General features: G+C 65.3%; 22 protein-coding genes. 6 read left to right on the forward strand and 16 right to left on the reverse strand.

Annotated features, from left to right (window positions below; all coding sequences use genetic code 11):
- The 13 genes from VK533_RS10080 to eno form a co-directional block, all read right to left on the reverse strand.
- Nucleotides 1–1,272 (reverse strand): ribonuclease J (locus VK533_RS10080; protein WP_324377017.1); only part of this gene is annotated, 1,272 nt, incomplete at its 3' end.
- Between the two features lie 112 nt (nt 1,273–1,384).
- Nucleotides 1,385–2,911: a methyl-accepting chemotaxis protein gene (locus VK533_RS10085; RefSeq protein WP_324377019.1), complete on the reverse strand. Its 1,527-nt coding sequence runs from the start codon at nt 2,909–2,911 to the stop codon at nt 1,385–1,387.
- Entirely contained in the window at nt 2,911–3,237 is a 327-nt protein-coding gene (locus tag VK533_RS10090) for a hypothetical protein (RefSeq protein ID WP_324377021.1), read from the reverse strand. Before VK533_RS10090 ends, VK533_RS10085 begins: the two co-directional genes overlap by 1 nt.
- 90 nt (nt 3,238–3,327) lie before the next feature.
- Complete coding sequence (locus VK533_RS10095) at nt 3,328–3,801, reverse strand: GNAT family N-acetyltransferase (protein WP_324377023.1); 474 nt, start codon at nt 3,799–3,801, stop codon at nt 3,328–3,330.
- On the reverse strand, nt 3,788–4,261 hold the full coding sequence (locus VK533_RS10100) for a histidine kinase (RefSeq protein WP_324377025.1): 474 nt from the start codon (nt 4,259–4,261) through the stop codon (nt 3,788–3,790). Before VK533_RS10100 ends, VK533_RS10095 begins: the two co-directional genes overlap by 14 nt.
- A gap of 28 nt (nt 4,262–4,289) precedes the next feature.
- Nucleotides 4,290–4,943 carry a squalene/phytoene synthase family protein gene (locus VK533_RS10105; RefSeq protein ID WP_324377027.1) on the reverse strand — a complete coding sequence of 218 codons (654 nt, stop codon included), beginning with the start codon at nt 4,941–4,943 and terminating at the stop codon, nt 4,290–4,292.
- A gap of 20 nt (nt 4,944–4,963) precedes the next feature.
- Complete coding sequence (locus VK533_RS10110) at nt 4,964–6,376, reverse strand: pyruvate dehydrogenase complex E1 component subunit beta (protein WP_324377028.1); 1,413 nt, start codon at nt 6,374–6,376, stop codon at nt 4,964–4,966.
- A gap of 12 nt (nt 6,377–6,388) precedes the next feature.
- Nucleotides 6,389–7,453 carry a pyruvate dehydrogenase (acetyl-transferring) E1 component subunit alpha gene (gene pdhA / locus VK533_RS10115; protein ID WP_324377030.1) on the reverse strand — a complete coding sequence of 355 codons (1,065 nt, stop codon included), beginning with the start codon at nt 7,451–7,453 and terminating at the stop codon, nt 6,389–6,391.
- 338 nt (nt 7,454–7,791) lie between these two features.
- Nucleotides 7,792–8,076, reverse strand: coding sequence for an FtsB family cell division protein (locus VK533_RS10120; protein WP_324377033.1), 285 nt, complete (start codon nt 8,074–8,076; stop codon nt 7,792–7,794).
- A gap of 136 nt (nt 8,077–8,212) precedes the next feature.
- Entirely contained in the window at nt 8,213–8,521 is a 309-nt protein-coding gene (locus tag VK533_RS10125; RefSeq protein WP_324377035.1) for a UBP-type zinc finger domain-containing protein, read from the reverse strand.
- A gap of 30 nt (nt 8,522–8,551) precedes the next feature.
- Nucleotides 8,552–9,196: an alpha/beta hydrolase gene (locus VK533_RS10130; RefSeq protein ID WP_324377037.1), complete on the reverse strand. Its 645-nt coding sequence runs from the start codon at nt 9,194–9,196 to the stop codon at nt 8,552–8,554.
- A 207-nt stretch (nt 9,197–9,403) separates the two neighbouring features.
- Entirely contained in the window at nt 9,404–9,928 is a 525-nt protein-coding gene (locus tag VK533_RS10135; RefSeq protein ID WP_324377039.1) for a hypothetical protein, read from the reverse strand.
- A gap of 22 nt (nt 9,929–9,950) precedes the next feature.
- The gene (gene eno / locus VK533_RS10140; protein WP_324377041.1) at nt 9,951–11,228 is read right to left on the reverse strand and encodes a phosphopyruvate hydratase; all 1,278 of its coding nucleotides are present in this window, start codon (nt 11,226–11,228) and stop codon (nt 9,951–9,953) included.
- 167 nt (nt 11,229–11,395) lie between these two features.
- Between eno and VK533_RS10145 the strand changes: the two genes are divergently transcribed.
- The 6 genes from VK533_RS10145 to VK533_RS10170 all read left to right on the forward strand — a co-directional run bounded on the left by VK533_RS10145 (nt 11,396) and on the right by VK533_RS10170 (nt 13,924).
- Nucleotides 11,396–11,908: a hypothetical protein gene (locus tag VK533_RS10145; RefSeq protein ID WP_324377043.1), complete on the forward strand. Its 513-nt coding sequence runs from the start codon at nt 11,396–11,398 to the stop codon at nt 11,906–11,908.
- Complete coding sequence (locus VK533_RS10150) at nt 11,905–12,243, forward strand: hypothetical protein (RefSeq protein WP_324377045.1); 339 nt, start codon at nt 11,905–11,907, stop codon at nt 12,241–12,243. Before VK533_RS10145 ends, VK533_RS10150 begins: the two co-directional genes overlap by 4 nt.
- Nucleotides 12,240–12,533, forward strand: a complete 294-nt coding sequence (locus VK533_RS10155) for a hypothetical protein (RefSeq protein ID WP_324377047.1) — start codon at nt 12,240–12,242, stop codon at nt 12,531–12,533. The genes VK533_RS10150 and VK533_RS10155 overlap by 4 nt, the downstream gene beginning before the upstream one ends.
- Before the next feature lie 4 nt (nt 12,534–12,537).
- Nucleotides 12,538–12,987: a hypothetical protein gene (locus tag VK533_RS10160; RefSeq protein ID WP_324377048.1), complete on the forward strand. Its 450-nt coding sequence runs from the start codon at nt 12,538–12,540 to the stop codon at nt 12,985–12,987.
- 66 nt (nt 12,988–13,053) lie between these two features.
- A complete protein-coding gene (locus tag VK533_RS10165; protein WP_324377050.1) occupies nt 13,054–13,656 on the forward strand; it encodes an ABC transporter substrate-binding protein in 603 nt (200 codons plus the stop codon).
- 49 nt (nt 13,657–13,705) lie between these two features.
- The gene (locus VK533_RS10170) at nt 13,706–13,924 is read left to right on the forward strand and encodes a DUF4170 domain-containing protein (protein ID WP_324377052.1); all 219 of its coding nucleotides are present in this window, start codon (nt 13,706–13,708) and stop codon (nt 13,922–13,924) included.
- 40 nt (nt 13,925–13,964) lie between these two features.
- Here VK533_RS10170 and VK533_RS10175 read toward each other — a convergent pair whose 3' ends face one another.
- The 3 genes from VK533_RS10175 to greA all read right to left on the reverse strand — a co-directional run.
- Nucleotides 13,965–14,579 carry an amidohydrolase family protein gene (locus tag VK533_RS10175; RefSeq protein WP_324377054.1) on the reverse strand — a complete coding sequence of 205 codons (615 nt, stop codon included), beginning with the start codon at nt 14,577–14,579 and terminating at the stop codon, nt 13,965–13,967.
- Between the two features lie 376 nt (nt 14,580–14,955).
- A complete protein-coding gene (locus VK533_RS10180; RefSeq protein WP_324377056.1) occupies nt 14,956–15,561 on the reverse strand; it encodes a rhomboid family intramembrane serine protease in 606 nt (201 codons plus the stop codon).
- A 43-nt stretch (nt 15,562–15,604) separates the two neighbouring features.
- A partial coding sequence (gene greA, locus VK533_RS10185; protein WP_324377058.1) for a transcription elongation factor GreA occupies nt 15,605–16,029 on the reverse strand: 425 nt, incomplete at its 5' end.

Below are 16,029 nucleotides of genomic sequence, written 5' to 3' on the forward strand. Positions count from 1 at the left end.
CCCGTTGGGCGCGAGCCGGATCAGGTCGCCATTGCCCTGGACGATCCCCTTGGGGACGCCCAGCGACAACGCGAAGCGCTCCTGCTCGGCCATATGCCGCATCTCGCCATGGACCGGCAGGATGATCTCCGGCCGGATCCATTTGTACATGAGCTCCAGCTCCGGACGGCCGGGATGACCCGAGACATGGACATGCGCCTGACGGTCGGTGATCATGATCACGCCCTTGGTCGCGAGCGCATTCTGGATGCGGCCGATCGCCATTTCGTTGCCGGGGATCTGCTTGGACGAGAAGACGACGGTGTCGCCCTCGCTCAGCTTAAGCTGGTGGCTGTCGAACGCGATCCGCGCCAGCGCGGCGCGGGATTCGCCCTGGCCGCCGGTGGCGATGATCATCACTTCACGCCCGGGCAGCTTCATCGCTGCATCGAAATCGATGACCGGCGGGAAATCCTCAAGATAGCCGACGCTCTTCGCGACCTTGATGATGCGGTCGAGCGAACGGCCGGCGACGCAAAGCTGACGCCCGCAATCGCGCGCGACCTCGCCCAGGGTCTGCAGGCGTGCGGCATTGGAGGCGAAGGTCGTGACCAGCACGCGGCCTTCGACCGCCTTGACCACGCCGTCCAGGCCTTCGCGCACCGCGGCTTCGGAGCCCGACGCCTTGTCGTTGAACACGTTGGTGGAATCGCAGACGAGCGCGAGCACGCCCTTGTCGCCGATCTCGGTCAGCTCAATCGCGGTCGCGGGGGTGCCGAGCAACGGCTCCTCGTCCAGCTTCCAGTCGCCGGTGTGGAAGATGTTGCCGTAGGGCGTCTCGATCAGCAGCGCATTGCCCTCGGGAATCGAATGGGCGAGCGGCACATAGGTGAAATTGAACGGCCCGAGCCGGACGCTGCCGCCGCGCTCGACGATGTTGAGCTCGACCTGGGAGGCGATGCCCTCTTCGTCGAGCTTGCCCTGAATCAGGCCCGCCGTGAACGGCGTCGCGTACATCGGCACGCCGAGATCGGCGGCGAGATAAGGGATCGCGCCAATATGGTCTTCATGGCCGTGCGTCAGCACGATGCCGAGCAGATTGTCGCGGTTCTTCTCGATGAAATCGAGGTCCGGCAGAATCAGATCGATGCCGGGATAGGCGGGATCGGCGAAGGTCAGGCCGAGATCGACCATCACCCATTTGCCGTCGCAGCCATAGAGATTCACGTTCATGCCGATCTCGCCCGATCCCCCAAGCGCGAGAAACAGCAATTCTTTTCCGGGAGTTGTCATTAGTTTCCGATTGTTGGCGGGCTGTCCGGCCCGCTTATAGTGCCGCGGCGATGCCAGCGGTTGCGTGTCTCATGTAGAGATTGTCCCCGTCGCCGCAAGGTGGCGACGCGGTTCAGGCCGCCTTTAGCTCGCGGATGAAACGATCGGTGGCCTCGGTCAGCGCCTGCGCGGTTTGCGACAGGCTGGAAGCGGCGGCCGCAACCTCACCGGACAGGCTTTCGGTTTCGTTGACGACGTGTCCCATGCCGCTGACGTCGCGGGCCATCTCGACCGCGCTCGCCGCGGTCTCGCGCGCGGCCTCTTCGATCGCGTTTGCCGTCTGGCGCTGATGCTCGACCTGCTCGCGGATTGCCTGTGCGGCCGCCGCGAGTTCGTTGACGGTCATCGCGATATCGGTGAGCGCGTCCTTGGCGCCGTCCGCCTTCGCCTGCGAGGTGCCAGCCAGCGCGCGGATCTCGCCGGTCGCGCTGGTCGCCTGCGCGGCAAGGTTTTTGACCTCCTGCGCGACGACCGCGAAACCGCGCCCGGCGGCGCCCGCGCGCGCCGCCTCGATCGTGGCGTTGAGCGCGAGCAGATTGGTCTGCCCGGCAATATCCTGGATCGAATCCGCGACGCTGCCGATCGTGCCGGTATGGCCGGCCAAGGCGCGGACCGCCTCGTGGCAGGAGGCCGACACGTCCCGCGCGGAATCGCTCAGCTTGGCCTGTTCGTCGACATTGGCGGCGATCGAACCGATCGAGCCGGTCAGATCGCGCAACCTCTCGGCCAGCAGGCTGGCATTGTGCGACGAGGATTCAGCGCTGGTCGCGGTCGCCGCGGTCTTGCGATTGGCGCTGCGCACGATTTCATTGAGCAATTGCGAGGATTCATCGAGGCGGGCGGATGCGGTGCCGACCGCATCCACGATCCCCGTGATCGAGGCTTGGAACCCATCGGCCAGCGCGAACAATTCGGTGCGCCGGCGATCGGAAAGGTCGCGCTCCAGACCCTCGCGACGCGCGCGTTCCTCCGCCTCGCGCTGCTCCGCCAGGCGGGCGGCGGAGAGCGCGCCCTCGACCCGCGTGCGCGCTTCCTCGGCGCGGCCCGTGGCCAGCTCGCTTTCGACCCGCGCCTGCTGCTGCCGCAGCAGCAGGCGTCGCTGCGATTCCGCCAGATAAACGAGGATCCCGGCTTCCAGCACGACCGCCACCGCGTGGAGGATCACGCGGCCGAAATCGCCTTTGCCTTGGAAGACCCAGCTGGGCGCCACGACATCGAGTAGCAGATGGTGTGCCGCGATGAGGCCCGAGGCGAGCAGGATCGGCCGCCAGTCGCACAACACCGCAAGCGCGGCGAGCGCGGCGAAAAAGAACATGTGGCTGTCCATCTGCCAGGGATGACCCGTCAGCAGGTAGACGGCGAGCGCCGGATGAATCGCCGCAAGCGTACCGATGCAAAGCCGTGCCGCCTCATCCGTGCGGCGCTTCACAACCATCATGGTCGGCAGGATATTGGCGGCGATTGCCAGCAGCACAGCCAGATCGGTCCCGGAAGACGCGGTGGCCTTGCCGACCGCGAGGAGTGCGATCGCGCACGCCCAGCCACCCGCGACCAGGATCCGCGTGCCGTGCTGACGCAGCCGGTCCAGTTCGTCGGTCATCATGATATCGGAACCGACCGGTCGGTGCGGCAGCCGGCCCATCCGCCGGCGAACGTCAGCACGCCGTCACGCGCGAGAGGCCAGGCAATCCGCGCCCTTTCGCCGTAGACGATCACCGAGGATGGCAATGGCCCGCGCTGGACCAGTGACGCCCCATGCGCCAGTGCCAGCATCGTGATTTCGGCCTGACCGCGCGGCCCCAGCGGCACCAGCAGCATCGTCCCACGCGCGGGCGGCGCCGCCGCCAACAGCGCGAACACGAACATCGCCCCCGCTATCTGGACGACAGCGATACTCCTCTTCGCGAAGGGGAAACGGGCAGACATAGTCACCCGCTAACCCGGATTTGGTTACCGGGCTGTAAACCGGCATCCAACCCTGGAAAGTCGCGCTGCCGGATGCCTGCAACGCGCTCGTCAGAGCGCGAGCGTCAGGAACACGCTGTTCGGGTCGAGCCGATAGCCTTCGAACGGCCCGCATTCGGCAAAGCCATGCCGCGCATAGAGTGCCCGCGCGGGCGCGAAATAGTCCATCGATCCGGTCTCGAGGCTGAGGCGGCGATAGCCCCGTTCGCGCGCGGTCGCGACGATATGGCGCACCATCGCACTGCCGACGCCCCGGCCGCGCGCGCTTTGGGCGGTGTGCATCGACTTCACCTCGCCATGGCCCCCACCCAGATCCATCAGCGCGCCCACGCCCAACAGGTCGTCGCCGTGCCAAGCCGCCCAGAAGCTCACCGCCTCCCGCTGCAGACCGGAAACATCGAAGGCGTGACAGCTTTCGCGCGGGCTTTGCGCGAGCGCCGTCGTGACATGGGTTTCGAGCAGATCGACGATGCGCTTATCGGTCAGGTCGCCGGGGATGATCAGCAGCCCGTTACTCGCCATCATCGCCCTTTTGATTATCCGGGGGCTGGCAGGAGCAACTGGCCTTGGCCTTGCGCACCACACGTGTCGTGGCGAACTCCGCCGGGCTCAGGCTGCCCGAATGATCGGCATCCGCCTTGCTGAAATGATCTTCCGCCTTGGCCGCATATTCGGCGAAGCTCAGCATGCCGTCATTGTTGACGTCGAGCTTGGCGAAGTTGCGATGGCGCGCCGCCAGGAACTCGTCGCGGCTGACCGAACCATTCTTGTCATGATCGGCGCGTGAGAAACGCTTTTGCTCGCGCGTCTGATCGGTGGCCTCGGGCGGCTGCGGCGGCGTGTCTATATCTTCGGCGTCGTCGGACTTATGCGCGGCGGGCGCCGAGGGAAGGCTGTGCTTCGCGACCGCGGTACTGCGGAAATAGAAGATGCCGCCGATCACCAGCACCAATGCCGCCGCCGCACCGACCCAATAGCGCCACATAGACGTCTCCTCGCCGCTTTGCGCCTTGCTACCGCCCTGTAAGCCGAAGCGCCAGCATCCGCAGCAACCGGCTCGGACTTCCCTGTATGCGCTTGTCCGTCCGCGCATCGCCGATGGCGAGCGCGAGCAGCGCCGCCAGCGGGCGTGCCGCTTTCGGCCAGGGCTCACGCGGGATGGCGCCGATCAGCCGGTTGGCCTGTGCCCGCGCGGTCGCGCGGACCTGTGCGTCGGAGTGACGATAGCCGAGATCGACCAGCGCCCAGATTTCACCCGCCCCGGCCAGCCGTATCGCATCCGCGTCCAGAATCGCCGCGGCCGCCATAAACAGGTTACGCCCGCGCTCGCGGCCATGACGCGCGATCGCGTCCGCATCGGCGTCGCCATCGATCAAAGCCGTCCAGCCATCCTCGATCGCCGCCAGCTTCGCGCCGGTCACGCGGTTCGGCAGGACGTGATCGGCGAGCAGGCGCAGCAAGGGTTCGGCCGGCGCGGGATCGCGATCGAGCTTCTCCAGCGCCTCGCGCCACCAGGCGAGCCGCATCAGCCCGATCATCGGCTCGGTCGTGGAGGAAACCACCTGCCCAAAGCGCTCGTCGAGCGCGAACAAGGCGGTCAGGCCCGCACGCGCCTGCGCCGGCGCATAAGCGACGGCGAGCGCGCGTTCGGGATCGGCAAGCTCCATCGCGGGAGCCTGCGCCTCGCTCAGCGGTAGCAGACCTTTTTGGCCGCCTCGATCACCTGATCGGCGGTGATCAGCGCCATCTTCTCGAGATTGGCGGCATAAGGCAGCGGCACGTCGACATTGGTGACGCGCAGCACGGGCGCGTCGAGATCGTCGAAGCCCTCCTCCATCGCCACCGCGATCAATTCGGCGGAGATCGAGCAGACCGGCCAGCCTTCCTCGACCACGACCATGCGGTTGGTCTTCTTGAGGCTGGCGAGCACGGTCGCGGTGTCGAGCGGACGCAGCGTGCGCAGATCGACCACCTCGGCATCGATGCCCTGTTCGGCGAGCTGCTTGGCGGCTTCGAGGCAGACGCCAACGCCGATCGTGTAGCTGACCAGGGTCACGTCCTTGCCCGTCCTGACGACGCGCGCCTTGCCGATCGGCAGGACGTAATCGTCGAGCTTCGGCACATCGAAGCTCTGGCCGTAGAGCAGTTCGTTCTCAAGGAAGACGACCGGATCGTTCGAGCGGATCGCCGCCTTGAGCAGGCCCTTCGCATCCGCCGCCGAATAGGGCGCGATCACGATCAGGCCGGGGACGCTGGCGTACCAGGGCCCGTAATTCTGGCTGTGCTGCGCGCCGACGCGGGCGGCGGCGCCGTTGGGGCCGCGGAACACGATCGGGCAGCGCATCTGGCCGCCCGACATATAATTGGTCTTGGCGGCCGAATTGATGATGTGGTCGATCGCCTGCATCGCGAAGTTGAAGGTCATGAATTCGACGATCGGGCGCAGGCCCGCCATCGCCGCGCCCGCGCCGACGCCGGCAAAGCCATATTCGGTGATCGGCGTGTCGATCACGCGCTTGTCGCCGAATTCCTCGAGCAGGCCCTGGGTGACCTTATAGGCGCCCTGATATTCTGCGACTTCCTCGCCCATCACGAAGACGCGGTCGTCCTTGCGCATCTCCTCCGCCATCGCATCGCGCAGCGCGTCGCGGACGGTGGTGCGGACCAGTTCGGTGCCTTCCGGAACTTCCGGATCGTCGCGCGTATCGGCGACGTCGGCCACCAAAGCACGCGCGGCGGTCTGCATCTTGGGCTGAGCTGCGGGAGCCTCACCCTCGCCGTCGCTCGCCTGCTGCACGGGCTCGGCCGGCTTTTCGGCCTTGGGCGCGGCGGCAGGCGCGGGCGTGGAGGCGTCCTCGCCCTCACCGGTGATGAGCGCGATGATGTCGCCGACCTTCACCCCGTCGGTGCCCTCGGGCACCACGATCTTGGCGACGGTGCCTTCATCGATCGACTCGAATTCCATGGTCGCCTTGTCGGTCTCGATCTCGGCGAGGACGTCGCCGGATTTGACCGTGTCGCCTTCCTTGACCAGCCATTTAGCGAGCGTGCCCTCTTCCATCGTCGGGGAGAGCGCGGGCATCTTGATTTCAATCGGCATAGTCTGGGGCGCTCAATAAGTGTCGACGAGGACGTCGGTGTAGAGTTCGGAAGCCTCAGGCTCGGGGCTTTCCTCGGCGAAGGCGGCGCTGTCCGCGACGATCTTGCGGATGTCCTTGTCGAGCGTCTTCAATTGCTCCTCGCCGATCCCCTTTTCCGCCAGGATCTTGGCGAGATGATCGATCGGGTCGGACTTGTCGCGCACCGACTGGACCTCTTCGCGCGACCGGTACTTGGCCGGATCGGACATCGAGTGGCCGCGATAGCGATAGGTCTTGAGTTCGAGCAGGACGGGGCCCTTGCCGGCCTGGACCCATTTCAGCGCGGTCTCGGCCGCGCCGCGCACCGCGAGCACGTCCATGCCGTCGACCTGGATGCCCGGGATGCGGAAGCTTTCGCCGCGCTTGTAGAGCTGGTCTTCGGCCGAGGCGCGATTGACGCTCGTGCCCATTGCATATTGGTTGTTCTCGATCACGAAGATGACGGGCAGCTTCCACAGCTCCGCCATGTTGAAGCTTTCGTAGACCTGGCCCTGATTGGCCGCGCCGTCGCCGAAATAGACCAAGGCGACACCGCCATCATTGGCATATTTGTGCTTGAAGGCGAGGCCGGTACCCAAGGACACCTGCGCGCCGACGATGCCGTGACCGCCGTAAAAGCCATGTTCGACCGAGAACATGTGCATCGAGCCGCCCTTGCCCTTGGAAATGCCGGCGGCACGGCCGGTCAGCTCGGCCATGATCAAATTGGGGTCGATGCCATAAGCGAGCATGTGGCCATGGTCGCGATAACCGGTGACCACCGAATCGCGCCCCACCTTGAGCGCGGACTGGAGGCCGACCGCGACCGCTTCCTGGCCGATATAGAGGTGGCAGAAGCCGCCGATCAGGCCGAGACCGTACAGCTGGCCGGCTTTCTCCTCGAAGCGCCGTATCAGCAGCATCTGCCGATAGAATTCGAGCAGTTCCTCCTTCGAGGCATTGTAAGGCTTGGGCTCGGGCGGCCGCTCGCGGTTGGGCGTGGCGGGCGGCGCTGCGGCCGGAGCTTTGGACGCGGCGGATTGTGCTGCTCGAGCCAAGGCGGATCTCTCTCCTGAGGGCGCTTTTTGAACGGGCCCCTATAGGCGGGAGAAACCCGCTCCCGCAACGGCGAGTTCCGCGATTGCAATTGCAGAAAACGCAATCGCTATCGCACTTTGTGGAATCGGTGCGGTTCGGCATCCGCCGAGCCTTGCGGCACCGGAGTTTTGGTTGTGCGGTTTGGCATCCGCCAAACCTTCGGCACCGGCCCACTCCCCCACCCGACCTCCCAGACATCGTATTCTATGGGAGGTCGGGTGGGGGAGTGGGCCGGTGCGGCGCATCAAAAAAAACGAGGCCGGGTGGGGTGCGGGCCGGTGCGGTTCCTAGCGAAAACTCAATTGACCGGAACGATGACCTCGTCGGGGCGGATCTGCCCGGTCTGCTTGCGCACCATCTCCTCCGCGAAGTCGGGATCGACATGGCGCGGGTCGAGCAGATCGGCGTGATGCGCGAGCCGGTCGCGCTCGTCGTCCAGCGTCTTGAGCGTGGCGAGATGGTCGGCACGCTGGTGGCGATAGCCGGCGAGCGAGAACAACCCGTTCTGCCCGACGATCGCGGCGCCCGCGAAATACACGATCACGGCGACCGCCACGGTCGGCCAAAAGGCGGATCGGATCATGTTCAAGGCGGGTTTACGCGTCACGTCGTCCGAAGAATCACGTTCGCTCAAAGGCTTCAAGCGAACTTCCGACGGCGACAGGCAAAAAGCCGGTGAAGCGTGCAAAAGCTGAGTCAGGCCGAGTCGCATTGATTCTTCAGTAGAATCTGGGAATCGGCCGCGGGTGCGGCGTCATCCTGTCGGACAGGTCGAAATCGACCTCGTCGACAAAGCACCAGCCCCAGCCTTCGGGCGGGTCATAGCCTTCGATAATGGGGTGAGATGTCGCGTGGAAATGCTTGGTTGCATGGCGATTTGGCGAGTCATCGCAGCAGCCGACATGCCCGCACGTCCGGCACAGCCGCAGATGCACCCACCAAGACCCCATCTTGAGGCATTCCTCGCAGCCGTCGGCGCTCGGCGTCACGTCGGCGATTGCGTGATAATGCGGGCAGGGATCGGCCATGCCCGTAGCCTAGCTCACACGCGATAAGCGTCAACGGCCTGCGAACGGGTGGTGCGACCGCACTTCCGATTTGGCGGTGCTACCCACGATCGTACCCGGCTGCGGCGGCCGTCCATCGAGCAAGCGTTCGAGCAGATCCTGCCCTTCGCGCCATGCGCCCAGCCCGCTCGCGGCGTTGATATGCCCTTCCCCTTCGAGCAGTTCGAACTCGGCGCCCCAGGCCGTGGCGAGTTCGCGCGCATGATCCTCGTCGCACCATGGATCATCGCTGCTCGCCACGACGATCGCGGGAAAGGGCAGGATCGCGGTCGGCGTCGGCGCGAAGCGCGCGATGCGCGGATCGGCGTCGGGACGGTCGGCATGCGGCGGCGCCACCAGCAGGGCGCCGACGACATTGCCGCGCACGTCCTGGCCGAGCAGGCTCGCCCACCACAATATCGCCTGACAGCCGAGGCTGTGCGCGACCAGCACGACCGGACCCTGCGCGGCGGCGACGGCCTGGTCGATCCGGCTGATCCAGATATTGCGATTGGGATCGTCCCACACGCCGAGCTGGATGCGCAGGCAATCGTGGCGCTCCTGCTCCCAGATCGTCTGCCAATGGCCGGGACCGGAATCGCCGAGCCCGGGCACGATCAGGCACAAGGGGGACAGGCCAAGTTCGCCATCGGTCATGCCACGCGCTCCGCTCGAGGAATGCGCGCATCCTATTTCCTACTTATCAAATAGGAAATACAATCCAGCTTGGCCAAGCGATAGGTGAGCTTGGAATTCCCCCACCCCCGCCGCTTGTGCGCGCACCAGACAACGGCGAACCGCGCCGGTTTCTCCGCGATTGGGGCGGGCCGTTGGTCAGACGGGCCAGCCGGAAGTTTAGCATCGTTACTCGTCGTCCGGCCGATAATCAGCCGGGATCGGACTTCCCGATGGCCAAAGGCGTATCTCCGCCAACGCATGACCGATTGCATCGAGGATGGGTTGGTCGTCGGCCGTATCGCACGCAATGAGGCGCCCAGGCTGGACCGAGGAACGCCACCGGATTTCCACCTCGGTGACATGGAGCAACAGCTCCGCTTCCTGAGGCGTTACGTCATGCTTGCATTCGAGATGGGTGCGCCGCTCTCCTTGCGGGCGGAACGGCCGCAGCCGCTCCATGAAACGCGCCGCTGCCTCCGGCGTCACCCGGTAATGCCTGCTGCGGTTCCCATCCATTAAGACCTTGTGCGTCACCACGTCACCGCTGGCGCTGACGGTCACATCATAGGAAGAACAAACCCCGGCACAGATTCCAAACCAGAGCCGCCGCGAAACCGTCACGGCGGTCGGCTCTTTCGCCGTGCTTTCAGTCGCGCATCCGGCAAGAAGCAGGATCAGGGCGACCGGAATGCAAAGTCGCCGCAATCCCATGAACCCTCCCCCCGCGAACCGGCTAGCGCTTGATCGCCGAACGGCCGGCATAGCGACCGATCGGGCCCAGTTCCTCTTCGATCCGGATCAGCTGGTTGTACTTGGTCAGCCGGTCGGAACGCGCGAGGCTGCCGGTCTTGATCTGCCCGCAATTGGTCGCGACGGCGAGATCGGCGATGGTCGAATCCTCGGTCTCGCCCGAACGGTGCGACATCACCGCGGTATAGCCCGCGCGCTGCGCCATGCTGACCGCCTCCAGCGTTTCGGTGAGCGTGCCGATCTGGTTGACCTTGACCAGCAACGAGTTGGCGACGCCCTTCTCGATGCCTTCGGCGAGGATCTTGGGGTTGGTGACGAAGATATCGTCGCCGACCAGCTGGACCTTGTGGCCGATCTTGTCGGTCAAGAGCTTCCAGCCGTCCCAATCCTGCTCCGCCATGCCGTCCTCGATCGACAGGATCGGGTAAGCGGCGGCGAGTTCGGCGAGATAGTCGACCATCTGCGCGGGGCTGAGCTTCCGCCCCTCGCCTTCCAGATCGTAGACGCCACCCTTGAAGAACTCGCTCGCCGCGCAATCGAGCGCGATGCCGACATCGTCGCCCGGCGTGTAGCCGGCGGCCTCGATCGCCCCCATGATGAAATCGAGCGCGTCCTTGGGGCTGCCGAGGTTGGGCGCGAAGCCGCCTTCGTCGCCCACCGCGGTCGCCAGCCCCTTGTCGTGCAGCTTCTTTTTCAGGATGTGGAAAATCTCGGTGCCGCAGCGGACCGCCTCGATCAGGCTGTCGCTGCCGACCGGCACGATCATGAATTCCTGGAAGTCGATCGGATTGTCGGCATGCGCGCCGCCATTGATGATGTTCATCATCGGCACGGGCAGGACATGCGCGGAGACGCCGCCGACATAACGGTAGAGCGGCAGGCCGCGCGCTTCCGCCGCCGCCTTGGCGACCGCGAGGCTGACGCCGAGAATGCCGTTCGCGCCGAGCCGGCCCTTATTGTCGGTGCCGTCGAGCTCGATCATCACCGCGTCGATCTCGCCCTGATCCTCGGCCTCGAGGCCCTCGACCGCGTCGGCGATCTCGCCGTTGACCGCATCGACCGCCTTGTCGACGCCCTTGCCGCCCCATCGGCTCTTGTCGCCGTCGCGGCGCTCGACCGCCTCGCGCGTGCCGGTCGATGCGCCCGAAGGTACGGCGGCGCGGCCAAAGCTGCCATCCTCCAGCGTGACGTCGACTTCGACCGTGGGATTGCCGCGGCTGTCGATCACGGTGCGGGCGTGGATGTCGACGATCGCGGTCATGATTTTTTCCTCGAATGTAGGGCTACAGGATGGCGCGGCCTGTATCGGCGACGAGCCGTGGTGGCAATAATTCCGCATCCGACATGAAAAGTGTATTAGTGACGTGGAACGCACGCGTAAGCGGGCGGTTGAATCGCCCGAGTATCGAGTCATTCAGGAGATCAGCAATGCCTTCCGCCGACGAACAGCTTCCCGAGGGCACCGACGCCATCATCACCGGCGCCGGCGTGGACGACGATGGCGGCAATGAAGCTTCACCCGTCATCTCCGCGATCAAATCGGGCGGCGAGGATGCCAAGGGCGTCTTCTTCGACCGGATCGACGAACTGCGCGGCCAAGCGGGCGACAAGGCCCGCGACCTCGCCCAGGCCGGCAAGGAACGCGCGACCAGTGCGCTCGACAGCCTGGTGCAGACGGTCGAGGACGCCGCCGCCGAGATCGACGAGAAGCTGGGCAGCCAATATGGCGATTATGCCCGTCGCGCGGCCGAGGGCATCGGCAATTTCTCGGACTCGTTCCGCGACAAGGATGTCGATGAGCTATTCAACGACGCGCGCGAACTGGTGAAAAGATCGCCGGCGGTCGCGATCGGCGCGGCGGCGGCTTTGGGCTTCGTCGTCGCGCGGCTCGCCCGCTCGAGCGTCCCCGAAAGCCCCGGCAAAGATGCGCCAAAGGCGTGACATTCCCGGACCAAGGCGGGGAGCCAGAGTCGCTCCACGATCTCGCCGCGCGCGTAATCGACAACGGGACGGCCTATCTGAAGGCGGAGCTGACGCTCGCCAAGGAGCAGGCGATCTCGAGCGTCAAGGAAGCGCGGCCGACGATCCGGCTGGTTATGATCGCGCTCATGCTCGGGCAATGCGCGGTCATGCTGCTAGCGGTATCGCTTGGGTTCTTGCTGGCACGCTGGCTTGGCTTGCCCGGCGGGTTCGCGGCAGCCGCGGTGCTGATGATCGGGGCGATGGCGCTGATCGGCCGCAACGTGGTCGAGCGGATAAGAAGGATCATTCGATGAGCGAGGCGGATATCGCCCGCGCCGAGGCGAATGTCGCTGCAGCGCGCGAGAAATTGCTTGTTTCGACACAGTCGCTCCAGGCGCGGCTGAAGCCGGCGGTCTTGGCCAACGATGTGTGGGAAGCTGCACGCGACAAAGGCGAGGAAGTCGCGAACGACGCGGCGCGCGCGGTCAGGCAGCGTCCCGTCGCCGCCTCTGCAGCCGCAATCGGGGTTGCTGCGTTCATCGCACGTAAGCCGATCTGGCGGTTGATCGCCCGGTTGCGCGGCAAGAAATCAGTGAAGGAGTAAAGCCATGAGCAAGCGCGAAACCCCCACCGCCGAACCGGCGCCCGAAACCAGCAAGACCGCGCTGAGCGATGCCTATGGCAAGGTGAGCGACCGCGTCGCCGCCGCTTATGCCGCCGCTCGCGAAAAGACCGCGGGCGCGGGCGAGAAGCTCGAATCCAATCCGCTGGCTGCTTTGCTCGGCGGAATCGCGATCGGCGCGATCGCGGGCGCGCTGCTGCCGCGCCTAGAGAAGGAAAAGGAATTGCTGGCGCCGTTGGGCGAAAAGATCGGCGATGCCGCCCGCGCGGCGCTCGACGCCGGCAAGAGCGCGGGCACCGATGCGCTGGCGGAGGCGGGCCTGTCGTCCGACCAGATCCGTGCGCAGGTTTCCAAGCTGGTCGAGCAGGCATTGAAGGCCGCGAGCGAGGCCGGCACTGCCGCGATCGAAGCGGCACGCGAATCCGCAAGTCGTTAGAAATTCAAGACGAGTTCAGGCGGGCGGGCCGACAGGCTCGCCCGTTGCCTTTGGAGAGCAGGAAAAATGATCAAGTTTCGTAACGCCTTTGCGGCGATCGCTATCGCTTCGGGCGTATTGCTGCCGACCATGACCAGCCCGGCCATGGCCGCGGTCGACACCAGCGATCCGCAGCGTTTCGTGTCGACGCTGACCACCGACGGCTTCGCCGCGATGCGCAGTGGCAACCGCGAGGCAGCCAAGGCCAAGTTCCGCGCCTTGCTCGCGCAGAATGTCGCGGTCGATCAGATCGGCACCCGCCTCATCCGTCGCTGGCTGCCCACCACGAGCCCGGCGCAGCAGGCGGCCTACAAGGCAGCCCTGCCCGGCTATGTCGTCGGCACCTATGCCGACCGCCTGTTCGAATATGCCGATGCCAGCATCCGCGTGATCCGTTCGCAGCCGACGGCGGGCGGCGGCGCCGACGTCTATACGCAGGTGATCAAGCCCGGTGCTCAGCCGATCGCGGCGACCTGGTCGGTGGTCAATATCGGCGGCGTGTGGAAGGTGCTCAACCTCAACGTCGCGGGCATCAATATCGCGATGGCCCAGGCGGCGGACTTCGATTCGGTGATCCAGCGCCAGGGCTTCGATGCGCTGCTCAAGCTGATGGCCGCGCGCAACAAGTAAGGAAAGCGCACTTGCGTGACTCGCTCACCGACGTCAGGAAGCTTCGCCCATGAGCAAGATGCACCTGGTGTTCGGCGGGCGGGTCAAGGATCCGCGCACGCTCGATTTCTCCGATCTCTCCAAGATCGATGTCGTCGGCTTCTTTCCCGATTATGCGAGCGCGGAGAAGGCCTGGCGCGGCGCGGCGCAGCGGACGGTCGACGACGCCGAAATGCGCTACGTGATCGTCCACCTCCACCGGCTGCTCGATCCGGACGCGAAGGACTGATAGCCTGGACCGAATCCGCACACGCGGGTTCGGTGCTCCATCACTTCAGCCCGATCAGCCGCGCCGCATTGTCGTGGAAAATCTGCTTCTGTTCGGCGGGCGTAAAACCCATGTCGCGGACCGCTTTTTCGGCCACCGCGGGCGTATCGACCGGCCAATCCGATCCGAACAGAAAATGGTCCGTCCCGATCTTGCGGATCGTCCAGACCAGCTCCGGCACCACCGGCGCCTTGTCATAAGCCACCGCGATCGCCGACAGATCGAAATAGACGTCCCCGCCGATGCCGAGCTTGCGGAGCTGCGCGAAGGCCAAAGTTTCGCGGAACGTGCTGAAGCCCATATGCGCGAGGATCAGCTTGGTGCCGGGATGCTGCGCCGTGAGCAGAACGAACTTGCCGATCTCGGACAGGTCCCACGGCTTGTAGCTGTCGAACAAAACGACCAGCCCCTTCTCGCCGCAACGCGCCACGATCGCGCCGACGGCAGGATCGGACACGTCGAAATTCTGCGAGTTCGGATGGAGCTTGATCACCTTGACGCCGGCGGCCGCCAGCCGATCGAGCTCCGCCATCGCGTCGGCGCCATCGGCCGGATGCACCGATGCGACCGGATAAGAAACGCCCGTTGCCGGCCTTGGCCGCAGTGATGACGGCATCGTTCTGGGCGCGCGTCTTGTCCATCTGGCCGGCCTGCGCGATCACGATCAGCGCGCTCTGGGTCACGCCGGCTTCATCGTCGAGCTTGCGGATCGGATCAGTGCCTTTCCCCTGATCGGGGCTCACCGCGTCGGAATCGCTGAACCGGATATGCGCGTGCGCGTCGATGATCGGCCCGCGATAGCCCGCATCCGCAGCCAAGGCCGATGTCGCCAATAGTGTGGTGGCAAACAGAAACGATGACGCAAATCTCATGAGCCGGCTCCGCATATTTCGTAGAGATACGCGATGCTTATCCGGGCGTTACGCAAGCGCAATGAGATAACGCGCCAGCCGTCATTTATGAAAAAATGACGGCCTGGGTTGGCTTGAATGTCAGGCCTTGCGGTAGCGCCAACGCAGCAGCGGGCGCGCCAGGATCAGGCCGGCGATGAAGCCGCCGATATGCGCGGCCGCCGCGATCGCCATACCTTCGGTGCGCGACACCAGGCCCAGCATCAGCTGCACCACGATCCACGCGACCGCGAGCCAGGCGATGTGGATCCAGCGCGCGACTTCCGGCGGAAATTTGGACGGGCGGCGCTGGCCGTAGAGGATCGCGTAAGCGCCGACGAGCGCGGAGATGGCGCCGCTCGCGCCGATCATCGGTACGACCGAATGCGGGCCGACCGCATATTGCGCGGCGGCGGCGGCATAAGCGCCGACCACATAGAGGACGACGATGCCGGGCCGCCCCAGCGCGACTTCATCCTCGCGGCCGCAATAGAACAGCATCAGCAGGTTGAAACCGATGTGGATCGCGCCGCCATGGAGCAGGGTGGCGCTCAGCGGCGTCACCCAGACCGGCAGCGCGCCGATCACGTGCAGGCCCGACAGGCGCGCGGGAATGAAGCCCCCGACCGCGGCAGCCGCCTCCAATTTTCCGAGAAAGGTCAGCAGCACGAAGCTGATTACCGTCACCACGGCGATGGTGGCGGTCATTCTGGGCGGCGCGGTCTTCATACGGACGTCCGCCCTACGATGATCAAATGAACTCGATGCGCGAAACGACGTAATATTTGTCGCCCGACGGGACGGTGACCTCGACCTCTTCATCGACCTTGCGGCCGATCAGCGCGCGGCCAAGCGGCGAGGCATAAGAGATCCGGCCCGACTTGGCGTCCGCCTCGGTCTGGCCGACGATCTGATATTTGATCGGCTTGTCGTCTTCGTCGCGCAGGTGGACGGTGGCGCCGAACACGACCTTGTCGCCAGAAAGCGTCGTGGGATCGATCACCTGCGCGCGCGAAAGCTTGTCCTCGATGTCGGCGATCATCGCCTCGATCTGGCCCTGACGCTCCTTGGCGGCATGATATTCGGCGTTTTCGGAAAGGTCGCCATGGGCGCGCGCTTCCTCGATCGCATCGATGATCGTCGGCCGCTCTATCTTGAGACGCGCGACTTCAGCGG

The sequence above is a fragment of the Sphingomonas sp. genome, from assembly GCF_035317925.1.
Lineage (GTDB): Bacteria > Pseudomonadota > Alphaproteobacteria > Sphingomonadales > Sphingomonadaceae > Sphingomonas_I.